8 protein-coding genes are annotated in these 12367 nt (G+C 61.7%); 1 reads left to right on the top strand and 7 read right to left on the bottom strand.

Annotation, left to right across the window (positions count from 1 at the left end):
• Positions 1–656: 656 nt before the first annotated feature.
• The 7 genes from OPV09_RS06485 to OPV09_RS06455 form a co-directional block, all read right to left on the bottom strand.
• On the bottom strand, positions 657–1892 hold the full coding sequence (locus tag OPV09_RS06485) for a Zn-dependent hydrolase (RefSeq protein WP_219330070.1): 1236 nt from the start codon (positions 1890–1892) through the stop codon (positions 657–659).
• Positions 1893–1902: 10 nt separating this feature from the next.
• Positions 1903–3294: a dihydropyrimidinase gene (gene hydA, locus OPV09_RS06480; RefSeq protein WP_338680912.1), complete on the bottom strand. Its 1392-nt coding sequence runs from the start codon at positions 3292–3294 to the stop codon at positions 1903–1905.
• A 17-nt stretch (positions 3295–3311) separates the two neighbouring features.
• On the bottom strand, positions 3312–4796 hold the full coding sequence (locus OPV09_RS06475; protein ID WP_072454245.1) for an NCS1 family nucleobase:cation symporter-1: 1485 nt from the start codon (positions 4794–4796) through the stop codon (positions 3312–3314).
• 122 nt (positions 4797–4918) lie between these two features.
• Positions 4919–6199 (bottom strand): NAD-dependent dihydropyrimidine dehydrogenase subunit PreA, encoded by a 1281-nt coding sequence (gene preA, locus OPV09_RS06470; RefSeq protein ID WP_070303410.1) that lies wholly within the window; start codon positions 6197–6199, stop codon positions 4919–4921.
• Positions 6199–7566 (bottom strand): NAD(P)-dependent oxidoreductase, encoded by a 1368-nt coding sequence (locus OPV09_RS06465; protein ID WP_338680911.1) that lies wholly within the window; start codon positions 7564–7566, stop codon positions 6199–6201. Before OPV09_RS06465 ends, preA begins: the two co-directional genes overlap by 1 nt.
• A gap of 46 nt (positions 7567–7612) precedes the next feature.
• On the bottom strand, positions 7613–9115 hold the full coding sequence (locus OPV09_RS06460; RefSeq protein ID WP_338680910.1) for a CoA-acylating methylmalonate-semialdehyde dehydrogenase: 1503 nt from the start codon (positions 9113–9115) through the stop codon (positions 7613–7615).
• Positions 9116–9233: 118 nt separating this feature from the next.
• The gene (locus tag OPV09_RS06455; protein WP_176390514.1) at positions 9234–10550 is read right to left on the bottom strand and encodes an aspartate aminotransferase family protein; all 1317 of its coding nucleotides are present in this window, start codon (positions 10548–10550) and stop codon (positions 9234–9236) included.
• 357 nt (positions 10551–10907) lie between these two features.
• On the opposite strand from OPV09_RS06455, the gene OPV09_RS06450 reads away from it, so the two are divergent.
• On the top strand, positions 10908–12365 hold the full coding sequence (locus OPV09_RS06450; RefSeq protein WP_338680909.1) for a PLP-dependent aminotransferase family protein: 1458 nt from the start codon (positions 10908–10910) through the stop codon (positions 12363–12365).
• The last annotated feature ends 2 nt before the right edge of the window (positions 12366–12367 follow it).

The raw sequence follows: 12367 nt of genomic DNA, 5'->3' as shown, positions 1-12367 counted from the left end.
ACTGCCAAATGCAAAGCTCCATATTAAGCTAGGCAATAGCATCCATAAAAAACAGCGCACATATATGATTTTTTCAGAATAAGTTGAAAAAATCGGTTTTTCTTGCAATGTGAAAATTGAACTCATAGATAGGCAATACTAAAAATGGCATTTTGTCAGCGCACAAAGACACCCGAAGGCCATGACATCTGCCTAACGGTTTAATTATTTTTTTGCACATATTGTAACACGCTTGTCACAAATCTTCTTTACCATACCCGGAACAGAAAACGACGTACAGCTGGAATAAAAAAACATCGTATTTAAAATGGCAATTTTGCATCACTTCTTGACATTATGAACTGCAAGTCAAGTTAAGGAATAATTGATATTAAAAGCTGGCGGAAATTGTATTTCCGGATAAGTGAGAGGTTGCCGCAATCAAGGTCGTTGCCATATATACGCCCGCACCGATTGGTGTCGCGACGGTGTGCTCACTTGCAAAAACAGAAAAAGTGACAGAAGACGCAGGGTGCGCCACGCTCGACGCGGTGCGGTAGACGAAAACCGAATGTCCGCCAGATGCCAGGAAGTCAGGCTGGCGGGCCATTGGTGACCGCCGCCATGACTTCATCATGTTGAAGAAACAAAATAAACGGCACGCCTGACGATTTTTTCTACACCGCCACGGCCCGCTCCAGCATCGCGTGCAGCAGCACGTTGCAGCCCGCTTCCAGGTGCTCGGGCTTGGCGTCTTCGATTTCATTGTGGCTGATGCCGTCCTTGCACGGTACAAAGATCATGCCGGCCGGAGCCAGCCGGGCCGCGTAGATGGCGTCGTGGCCGGCGCCGGAGACCACGTCCATCACGGAGTAGCCGAGTTTTTCAGTGGCGTTGCGCACGGCGCCCACGCAGTCGGGGTGGAACGGGCATGGCGGGTAGTAGGACACTCTTTCCAGTGAAATGCCCAGACCCGTCCTGTCGCGCGTAGCATCGATGAAGGCCGTGATCTCGCCATGCATGGTGTTGAGCAGTTCGTCGTTCACGTTGCGCAGGTCGATGCTGAATTTCACCTCGCCGGGGATCACGTTGCGGCTGTTCGGGAAGACCTGCACCATGCCCACGGTGCCGCGCCCATACGGCGGGTAGCGGTTGGCAATCGCCACCACTTCCTGCATGATGGTGGTGGCCACCTGCAGCGCATCCTTGCGCAGTCCCATGGGCGTGGGGCCCGCATGCGCTTCCATGCCCGTCACCACACAGTCGTACCACGACAGGCCCATCACGGCAGGCACGACGCCGATGACTTTATCGGCATCTTCCAGCACGGGGCCCTGCTCGATATGCGTTTCAAAGTAGGCGCCGATCGGATGGTCGCCCGGCACCTGCTCGCCCTTGTATCCGATGCGCGCCAGTTCCTCCCCCACGGTTTTGCCTTCCGTGTCTTTCGCTGCATACGCCGTTTCGAGCGAAAAGGCGCCGCAAAATACGCCGGAACCCATCATCACGGGCACGAAGCGCGAGCCTTCCTCGTTGGTCCAGAAGGCCACTTCGATGGGCGCCTGCGTCTTGATCTTCAGATCGTTCAGGGTGCGCACCACCTCCAGTCCCGCCAGCACGCCGTAATTGCCATCGAACTTGCCGCCAGTCGGTTGCGTGTCGATATGGCTGCCCGTCATCACGGGCGGCAAGGTGTTATCTACGCCGTCACGGCGCATGAAGACATTACCGATCTGGTCAATCGTGATGCTCATGCCCGCTTCGCGCCCCCAGCCCACCACGAGGTCGCGTCCCTGCTTGTCCAGGTCCGTCAGGGCCAGGCGCTTGACGCCGCCCTTCGCTGTCGCGCCGATCTGCGCCAGCTCCATCAGGGCCGCCCACAATCGTTCGCCATTGATACGCAATGCATCCATCGTCAACTCCTTATGCGGCCGTGGCGGAAAAGGCAGGACGCTCGATATAGCGCCCCGCCCCTTCGACGGCCATCAATTCACCCTGGTGAAACACCACCTTGCCGGCGGCAATCGTGGTGCTGGGGATGCCGCGCACGGTGCGCCCTTCGAAGACGTTGAAGCCTCCCTTGGCGAACTGCGTGGCGGCGGAAATGGTGCGCGTGCCCTGCGGGTCCCACAGCACGATGTCGGCGTCGCTGCCTGCGGCGATGACACCCTTGCGCGGATACATATTGAAAATCTGTGCCGCATTGTTGGAACTGACCTTGACGAATTCGGAAGGCGTGAGCATGCCGGAATTGACGCCAGCGTCCCACACGACGGCCATGCGTTCCTCGACGCCGCCGCAGCCGTTCGGGATGCGCGTGAAGTCGTCCTTGCCGGCCGCCTTCTGCTCGGCGCAGAAGGTACAGTGGTCGGTGGCCGTCGTGTGCAGGTTGCCGCTTTGCAGACCATGCCACAGGGCCGATTGATGGTGCTTGCCGCGGAATGGCGGGCTCATGACGTGGCCGGCCACGTAATCGAAATCATCGCTCTGGTAGACGCTGTCGTCGATCACCAAGTGGCCCGCCAGCGCCTCGCCATACACGCGCTGGCCGTTGGCACGCGCCCGTGTGATGGCGTCGAGCGACTCGGCGCACGAGACATGCACGATGTACACGGGGGTATTGAGGACGTTGGCAATGGCGATGGCGCGGTTGGCCGCCTCCGCTTCCACGGCCGGTGGGCGCGACAGCGGATGCGCCTGCGGTCCGGTGATCCCCTTTTTCAGCAACGCTTGCTGCAACTGAAAAACCAGCTCGCCGTTTTCCGCATGCACGGTGGGCAGCGCCCCCAGTTCCAGCGAACGGGTAAAGCTTTTCACGAGGGTTTCATCGTCGGCCATGATGGCGTTTTTATAGGCCATGAAATGCTTGAAGCTGTTCACGCCATGCTCGCGCACGAGGGTGCCCATCTCTGCATGTACCTGCTCGCTCCACCATGTGATCGCCACGTGGAAGGTGTAGTCGCCGGCCGCCTTGGCCGACCACTCGCGCCATTGGTGATAGGCCTCGATCAAGGATTGCTTCGGCGCGGGAATGACGAAGTCCATGATGGTGGTGGTGCCGCCTGCCAGCCCCGCCGCCGTGCCCGTGAAAAAATCGTCGGACGTTACGGTGCCCATGAAGGGCAAGTTCATGTGCGTGTGCGTGTCGATCCCGCCCGGCATCACGTACAGGCCGCCCGCGTCGATCACGGTAGCCCCTGCCGGTACCGCCAGGTTCTCGCCGACGGCGGCGATGATGTCACCCTCGATCAGCACATCGGCGCGAAACGCGCGGTCGGCGTTGACGACGGTACCGCCACGTATCAGTGTAGTCATCTTGTCTCCTTCAGTGATTACGACTGCGGCGCCTGCTGCACGTGCGCCACGGCCTTGCCCTTCATCATGACGCCGTACACGACGGCGGCGATGGCCACGCCCACGAACCAGGCGTAGGTGTAAATGGTTTTGAAGCCTTCGGCCACGTCGGGAAACGCCGTGGGAAAGGCCGCGTTCAAAAAGCCCGGGATGTTCGGCAGCACGGCGATGACAAAGGCGATCAGCGCCGCCATGTTCCAGCCATTGCCATATGAGTAGACGCCGTCGTCGCGGTACAGCTGCTTCACATCAAGCTGCGTCTTGCGCACAAAATAATAGTCGACGATGAGGATGCCGGCGATGGGTCCCAGCAGGGCCGAGTAGCCGATCAGCCACGTGAAGATATAGCCCTGCGTCGACTCGAGCACCTTCCACGGCATCATGACGATGGCGATGAAGGCCGTGATGTAGCCGCCCATCTTGTACGAAATCTGCTTCGGCGCCAGCGAGGAAAAATCGTACGCCGGGCCCACCAGATTGGCCGCCAGGTTGACGCTGACCGTATCGATCAGGAGAATGATCAGGGCGATCAGCACGGCGGCGCCCGTCATGCGGCTGGCCAGGTCGACAGGGTCCCAGATGGCCTTGCCGTACATTACAACGGAACCCGCCGTGACGATGACGGCCAGCATGGCCAGGAGACCCATGGGCACGGGCAAGCCGATCGACTGGCCGATCACCTGGTCGCGCTGCGTCTTGGCGAAGCGTGTGAAGTCGGGGATGTTCAATGCCAAGGTGGCCCAGAAGCCCACCATGGCCGTCAGCGATGGCCAGAAGACGCTCCAGAACTGGCCCGCCTTTTTGCCGCCGGGGATGAACTGCGATGGCTGGTCCAGCAGGCTGGCCACGCCGCCGGCCTTGCTGTGCACCCAGTACAGCAGCACGAAGCAGATGAGGATTTTCAGCGGCGCCGTGTAGGTTTCCAGCTTGCGGATCGATTCCATGCCATGCAGGATGTAATAGAACTGGATGGCCCAGAAAGCCAAAAAGCACAGCAACTGGCTGCCGTTGATGCCCAGGCCCGCGATCTTCTCGCCGCCCAGTTCATGGCCCACCAGCACGCCCATCAGGGTGTAGATCATCTGCCCCCCGAACCAGGTCTGGATGCCGTACCAGCCGCAGGCGACGATGGCGCGCATCAGGGCCGGCAAGCGCGCGCCCATGGTGCCGAACGAGGCGCGCGCCAGCACGGCATACGGGATGCCGTACTTGGTGCCAGCATGGCCGATCAGCAGCATGGGCAGGAGCACGATGGCGTTGGCGAGAAATACCGTGAGCACGGCCTGGTAACCGGACATGCCGCTGTCGATCAAACTGGCCGACAGGGTGTAGGCGGGAATGCACATCACCATGCCGACCCACAGCGCGGCAAAGTGATACCAGCGCCAGGTGCGCTGCGCCGCCGTGGTGGGCGCCAGGTCTTCATTCCAGAGTTGCGTGTTGCCTGAATAGTCGTGGTTCACAGGTATGCTCCATCGGTTGGGAGGGGATCGGTTTTATAGAAACGGCGCGACCTTTAAGTCAATCTAGCTTACCGCAAAGGCCGGCCGCTGTTTACAAATAAAACGCACGCAATAACCGTGCCCTATGCCGACTCCGCCAATGCCCGAGGGTTGCGCGGATCCTGCGTCCAGTTCATGTATGGCTTGCCTGTCGTCTGCGGCACCATCGTGATGCAGCCCTGCACCGGACAGGTGATTTCGCACAGGTTGCAGCCCACGCATTCATCCTTGATCACCTCATAGGTGCGCGTGCCGGCGGCGTCGATCAGCTGCGCAATCGACTGGTGCGACGTGTCTTCGCAAGCCACGTAGCACTTGCCGCATTTGATGCAGTCGTCCTGGTTGATCTGCGCGATGACCTGGTAATTCATGTCCAGGTATTTCCAGTCCGTCGTGTTGGCCACGGCCTTGCCGGAAAAGTCGCTGATGCGTTCATAACCCTTTTCATCCATCCAGCGCGACAGGCCATCCTTCATCTCTTCGACGATGCGGAAACCATGCAGCATGGCGGCCGTGCACACCTGCACGCAGCCGGCGCCCAGGGCGATGAATTCGGCCGCGTCGCGCCAGTTGCCGATGCCGCCGATACCGGAAATGGGCAAGCCGCGCGTCTGCGGATCGCGGGCGATTTCCGCCACCATGTTCAGCGCGATCGGTTTGACCGCAGAGCCGCAATAGCCACCGTGCGTGCTGGCGCCACCCACGATGGGCAGGGCCACCATGCGGTCCAGGTCCAGCGAGGTAATCGAGTTGATGGTGTTGATCAGCGAGACGGCATCCGCGCCGCCCGCCTTGGCCGCGCGCGCCGGCATGCGCACGTCCGTGATATTGGGCGTGAGCTTGACGATGACGGGCAAACGGCTGTGCTTTTTGCACCAGGCGGTGACCATCTGCACGTACTCGGGCACCTGGCCCACGGCCGCGCCCATGCCGCGCTCCGGCATGCCGTGTGGGCAGCCGAAATTGAGTTCGATGCCGTCCGCCCCCGTCGCCTCGACCTTGGGCAGGATGTCGGCCCAGTAGTGTTCTTCGCAAGGCAGCATCAGCGAGACGATCATGGCACGGTCGGGCCAGTCCTTCTTCACCTGCGTGATTTCGCGCAGGTTGATCTCCAGCGAGCGGTCGGTGATCAGCTCGATATTGTTGAAGCCGACCACTTCGCGGTTCTTGCCGTACAGGGCGGAATAACGCGACGAGACGTTGACGGCGGCCGGGTCTTCGCCCAGGGTTTTCCACACGACGCCGCCCCACCCTGCTTCGAACGCGCGCACCACGTTGTAGGCCTTGTCGGTCGGCGGTGCGGACGCCAGCCAGAAGGGATTCGGCGCCTTGATGCCGCAAAATTCGATGCTGAGATCAGCCATTATGCAGCCTCCACTTTATTGAACAAATCGGAATGGATGGCCAGTGCGGCCAGCTTGCCATGCTGGACGGCTTGCACCGTCAAGTCCTGCCCCGGCGCCACGCAATCGCCGCCCGCATAGATCCCCGGCAGCACCGTGCGAAAGCCCCCATCGACGGCGATCTTGTCGCCTTCACGTTTCAGCAGCGACGCCATCGGGTCATGCAGCACTTCCGTGTCGAGGCTCTGGCCGATGGCCTTGAAGATGGCGTCGGCCGCCACGTCGAACGTTTCCCCCGTTCCCGCCAGACGCGTGCCCTGCATGACCGTTTTTTCGAAACGCATGCCGGCCACCTTACCGCCAGCGTCGAGCAGCACTTGCTGCGGCTGGGCCCACGTCAGCATGCGCACCTGGTTCGCCTTGGCGATTTCCTGTTCATGGTGGGTGGCCGTCATGGCGTCGAAACCGCGCCGGTAGACGAGCGTGACTTCCTCGGCGCCCAAGCGCTGGATCTGCACGGCCATGTCGATGGCCGTATTGCCGGCGCCGATCACAATCGCGCGCTTCGGCACGGGCAGCGCGGCCAAGTCGTCCGCCTGGCGCAGCGCGGCGATGTAATCGACGGCGGCCAGCAAGCCCGGCGCATCCTCTCCCGTCAAGCCCAGCTTGCGGCTGGCGCCCAGGCCCAGTCCCAGGAAGACGGCGTCGTACTGCGCGTGCAAGTCGCGCAGCTGCACGTTCTCGCCCAGCGCCTGGCGACATCGAATCTCGATGCCGCCGATGTCCAGCAGGAAGTCGATTTCCTTTTGCGCGAAATCGTCCGTCAGCTTGTACTTGGCGATGCCGTATTCATTGAGGCCACCTGCCTTGTCTTCCTTTTCAAAGATCACCACGTCGTGGCCCAGCATGGCCAGGCGGTGCGCACACGACAGGCCGGCAGGGCCCGCGCCGACAATGGCAACGGTCTTGCCCGTGGCGGCCGCCCGCTTGAAAGGGTGCTGTGCAAAATGCATGTGGTCGACGGCGTAGCGCTGCAAGAGGCCGATCTTGACGGGCTGGCCTTCCGCGTCGTGGTTGCGCACGCAGACGTCTTCGCAGAGGATTTCCGTCGGACAGACCCTGGCGCAGCTGCCGCCCAGGATGTTCTGTTTCAGGATGCCGGCGGCGGCGCCGTTGATGTTCTTGTCGTGGATATTGCGGATGAAGCTGGCCACGTCGATTTCCGACGGACAGATGCGGCTGCACGGCGCGTCGTAGCAATACAGGCAGCGGGCGCTTTCGATGGCGGCCTGGCGCGCCGTGAGCGGCGGCGCCAGGTCCGTGAAATGGCCCGCCAGTTCCTCGTTGGGCAGGGCGGGATGGGGCAAATAGTTCAAAGACTCGATCATCGCGTATTCCTCTTGTTATGTGCGGCCGGCTTGTGATTTGAAACCCTTACTTCATCTGGGGAAAAGCAAATTCCACACCAGCGCTTGCCGTGTTCGGCCAGCGCTGCATCACGGCCTTGTGGCGCGTGTAGAAACGCACGCCTTCGGGACCATAGGCGTGGTGGTCGCCGAACATGCTGCGCTTCCAGCCGCCAAAACTGTTGAAGGCCATCGGCACGGGCAAGGGGATGTTGACGCCCACCATGCCGACCTGGATCTGGCGCACGAATTCGCGCGCCACGCCGCCATCGCGCGTATAGATGGCCACGCCGTTGCCATACTCGTTGGCGTTGATCAGTTCCACCGCGTGCACCACGTCAGGACAGCGCAGCACGCACAGCACGGGGCCGAAAATTTCTTCCTTGTAGATGCTCATGTCGCGCGTCACGTGGTCAAATAAAGTGCCGCCGACAAAGAAGCCATTCTCGCGGCCCGGCACCACATGGTTGCGGCCATCAACGACCAGAGTCGCACCCTGCTCCACACCCGAGGCGATGAGTTTTTCGATGCGCTGCTTGGCGGCCAGGGACACGACCGGTCCCATTTCCGCACCATCTTCCATGCCGTCGCGCACTTTCAGTGCGGCCGTGCGCGTTGCCAGTGCATCGATCAATTTGTCGCCCGCGTCGCCCACGGCCACCACGACGGAGATGGCCATGCAGCGCTCGCCCGCCGAACCGTAGGCCGCACCGATCAGCGCATCGACCGTCATGTCCATGTCCGCGTCGGGCATCACCACCATGTGATTCTTCGCGCCGCCCAAGGCTTGTACGCGCTTGCCGCTGGCACTGCCGCGCGCATAGATGTATTCGGCGATTGGCGTGGAGCCGACAAAGCTGATCGCCTGCACGACAGGATGATCAAGCAGGGCGTCGACCGTCACTTTATCTCCCTGTACCACGTTGAAGACGCCATCGGGCAAGCCCGCCTCTTTCAGCAGTTTCGCGTGCAGCAGGGACGCCGACGGATCGCGCTCCGACGGTTTCAAGACGAAGGTATTGCCGCAGGCGATAGCGACGGGGAACATCCACATCGGCACCATCACGGGGAAGTTGAATGGCGTGATGCCGGCCACCACGCCGAGTGCCTGGCGCATGGACCAGGCGTCGATGCCGCGCGAAATCTGGTCCGTGAATTCGCCTTTCAGCAGTTGCGGAATACCGACGGCAAACTCCACCATCTCGATGCCGCGCGCCACCTCGCCCTGCGCATCGGCAAAGGTCTTGCCATGCTCGCGCGTGAGCATGGCGGCAAATTCGTCCGTATGCTGCTGGCACAGCTGCAGATAGCGGAACAGGACACGCGCACGCGTCAATGGCGGCGTGGCCGACCACGAGGGAAAGGCGGCGGCCGCCGCCTGCACTGCCGCGCCGACGTCTTCCACGGTGCCCAGCGCTACCCTGGCCACGGGTTCGCCCAGGGCGGGGTTGTAGACGTCGCCATAGCGGCCACTTTGGGTGTCGACTTTGGCGCCGTTGATGTAGTGGGTAATCGTGTCGAGATCGTTCATGGTGTTCCTTTTTAACCCCAAGGGCAGAGGCTGGGGTCAGACCCTCAATGCCGCTAACGCAAAAGTCGACGCTAATGGATGAGGGGGTCTGACCCCGGGTTTTGTTTGAGTTTGCAGTTCAATCGAGATTTTTGAGTACCGTCGCCAGCTTGCCAAACAACTCGTCGACATGCTGTTTTTCCAGCACCAGCGGCGGCGACAGGGCGATGATGTCGCCCGTCGTGCGTATCAGCACGCCGTCGGCGAAGGCCTGCTTGAATGCGTTGAAGGCGCGCGTGCCGGGTTTGCCGGCGATGGGATCGAGTTCGATGCCGGCGATCAGGCCGATGCTGCGCAAGTCGATCACGTGCGGCAAGCCTTTCAGGGAATGCACGGCGTCGCTCCAATACGCCTGCATCGCTTTAGCGTGACCGAGGATGTCCTGTTCCTCGAACACTTGCAGGGTCGCCAGCGAGGCCGCGCAGGCCAGCGGGTGGCCGGAATACGTGTAGCCGTGGAATAGTTCGATGCCGGCTGGCGCATCCATGAAGGCGTCGTGGATATACTTTTTGCTGAACACGGCGCCCATCGGCACCATGCCGTTGGTCAGGCCCTTGGCCGTCGTCATCAGGTCCGGCTCGACGTCGAAATAATCAGCCGCGAACGGCGTCGTCATGCGGCCGAAGCCCGTGATCACTTCATCGAAAATCAAGAGGATGCCGTGCTTGGTGCACAGTTCGCGCAAGCGTTTCAGATAGCCTTTCGGCGGGATCAGCACGCCCGTGGAGCCGGCCACCGGTTCGACGATGACGGCGGCGATCGTCGAGGCGTCATGCAGGGCGACGATGCGTTCCAGTTCATCGGCCAGGTGGGTGCCGTATTCGGGCTCGCCCACCGTGTAGGCATTCTTGTCCAGGTTATGCGTGTGCGGCAGGTGGTCTACGCCGGGCAGCAAGGGGCCGAAGGTCTTGCGGTTGCCGCCGATGCCGCCCACGGAAATGCCGCCGAAGCCCACGCCGTGATAACCGCGTTCGCGGCCGATCAATCGGGTGCGTGCACCCTCGCCGCGCGCCCTGTGGTAGGCCAGCGCGATCTTCAAGGCCGTGTCGACGGCCTCGGAACCGGAGTTGGTGTAGAAGACGTGGCCAAATTTATGCCCCGTGTAATCCATCAGTTTTTCCGCCAGCTCGAAGGCGGCCGGATGGCCCATCTGGAAGGTGGGCGCGAAGTCCAGCTGGCCCACCATCTCGCGGATGGCGCCGACGATTTTCGGCTGCGCATGGCCGCAAGGCACGCACCACAGGCCGGCCGTACCATCGAGGATGGCGTTGCCATCGACGTCCTTGTAGTACATGCCTTCAGCCGACACGAGCAAGCGCGGGTTGGCCTTGAAATCACGGTTATTCGTAAACGGCATCCAGAATGCCGACATCGATTCCGGCCTTGTTTCGTTCATGACCTTCTCCTTGGGATGGGCTGGCGCGGGGCCAGGATCGTTTTTGACGATGCGTAAAATAATTTACCAGTTGGCAAAAAGCTGATGTAATAATAGACAGGCCATCCCCAATGGCACAGATACACAAACGGCAAAGTATCCCAACCGTACAGGTCGGAAAACCACTACAGTTTTGTGTTAAGTAATCTCCGGGAAATTATTGTGAATTTATGACAAACAGAACCGGATGCTATGCAAGGCGCCTGTTGCGACGCAGTGTAAGCACTGCTAGCAGCAGGCAACGCTGCAGAACGCCGGTTATGGAAGTCAGAAATCACAAGAATTTATTGGGGGTTACTTGAGCAGAAAGGAGCCACCGTGAAGCACAGCGACAGCACAGACGATGCCCCCGAGCAATCTACCGGCTGGCCCGTGCTGGACATCGACCGCCAGAAAAAGGGCGGCCTGGTCGAGCAGATCGTCATCGCCATCAGCGTCATGGTGGGCAGCCGCGCCCTGCGCATCGGCACGCGCATGCCGTCCGTGCGCCAGTTCGCCCGCTGCAATGGCGTGTCGACGTTTACCGTCGTCGAATCGTACGACCGCCTGGTCAACCTCGGCCTGCTGTCGTCGCGCCGCGGTTCCGGCTATTTCGTCGCGCGCCACGATATCGCCGCCTCGCCGCAGGCGGCCGTACACGCTAGCCCCACCGCCATCGACGCCCTCACGCCCGATCTGTATTCGGGCGTGTCCGACGCCCTGCCCGTGGGTGCGGGCTGGCTGCCGCCCGAAATGTATGGCGAGGCGACCGTGCTCGATGCCGTGCGCCAGGCCATGCGTATTCCCGCCAGCCGGCTGCGCGGCTATGGCCACCCGCTGGGCTTTCCTTCGCTGCGCCAGCACCTGGCCAGCAGCCTGTCGGAAGAGCTGTTCCAGGTGGAGCCCGACCAGGTCTTGTTGACGCATGGCGCCACGCATGCCTTCGATCTGATCCTGCGCAGCCTGACCAAGCCGGGCGATACGGTGCTGGTGGAAGACCCCGGCTACAGCAATCTGCAGTCGCTGATCCGCCACCACGGCTGCATCCCCGTGGGCATCGCGCGCGGCGAGGCGGGTCTCGACCTCGATGCGCTGGCCAGCGAAGCCGCGCGCACGCAGCCCAAGCTGATGTTCGTCAACACGGTGCTGCAAAATCCGCTGGGCACCTCGCTCAGCCAGGCGCAGACGCACCGCCTGCTGGCCTTGGCCGAGCAATTCGATTTCTGGCTGGTGGAAGACGATATCTACCGCGAACTGGCGGCGCGCGGCGAAGCGTCGCTGGCGGCCATGGACGGCTTGCGCCGCGTGATCCGCGTGGGCAGTTTTTCCAAGACCCTGTCGCCCGTGCTGCGCGTGGGGTCGATTTGCGCCTCGCCGTCGCTGGTGGCGGAACTGGTGCGCGTGAAGATGCTGGCGGGGTTGACGACGTCGGAAATCAACGAGCGTGCCGTCTACCACGCCATCTCCGCGCGGCCCTACAAGCGCATGGTGGAACGGCTGGTGGCGCAGCTCGATGCGGCCCGCGAGCGCAGCATCGACTGCCTGGCACAGGCGGGCATGGCGCCCATGGCGCGTCCGCGCGGCGGCATGTTCGTCAGCGCCGGCTGGCCCGACGTGCAGACGCCGGAATGGAATGGCAAGGTCATCGCCGACATGGCCTTGAAGGCGGGCATCCTGCTGTCGCCGAACGAATTTTTCATGCTGCGCGCGCCCGAGACGGTGTGGTTCCGCTTCAACGTGGCCTACACCGATACCCCCGTGCTGCAGGCATTCCTGCAATCGATACGCCCACGCTAAAG

The organism is Janthinobacterium sp. TB1-E2 (assembly GCF_036885605.1).
In the GTDB taxonomy this organism is placed as follows: Bacteria; Pseudomonadota; Gammaproteobacteria; order Burkholderiales; family Burkholderiaceae_D; genus Janthinobacterium; species Janthinobacterium aestuarii.
Note: the sequence above shows the minus strand (reverse complement) of the source record. Positions and strands in the feature narration are given on the sequence as shown.

What these genes read in the sequence shown, in the direction of transcription:
- OPV09_RS06485 (WP_219330070.1), bottom strand. Translation starts at nt 1,892, where the DNA reads ATGGATGCATTGCGTATCAATGGCGAACGATTGTGGGCGGCCCTGATG.
- hydA (WP_338680912.1), bottom strand. Translation starts at nt 3,294, where the DNA reads ATGACTACACTGATACGTGGCGGTACCGTCGTCAACGCCGACCGCGCG.
- OPV09_RS06460 (WP_338680910.1), bottom strand. Translation starts at nt 9,115, where the DNA reads ATGAACGATCTCGACACGATTACCCACTACATCAACGGCGCCAAAGTC.
- preA (WP_070303410.1), bottom strand. Translation starts at nt 6,199, where the DNA reads ATGGCTGATCTCAGCATCGAATTTTGCGGCATCAAGGCGCCGAATCCC.
- OPV09_RS06455 (WP_176390514.1), bottom strand. Translation starts at nt 10,550, where the DNA reads ATGAACGAAACAAGGCCGGAATCGATGTCGGCATTCTGGATGCCGTTT.
- OPV09_RS06465 (WP_338680911.1), bottom strand. Translation starts at nt 7,566, where the DNA reads ATGATCGAGTCTTTGAACTATTTGCCCCATCCCGCCCTGCCCAACGAG.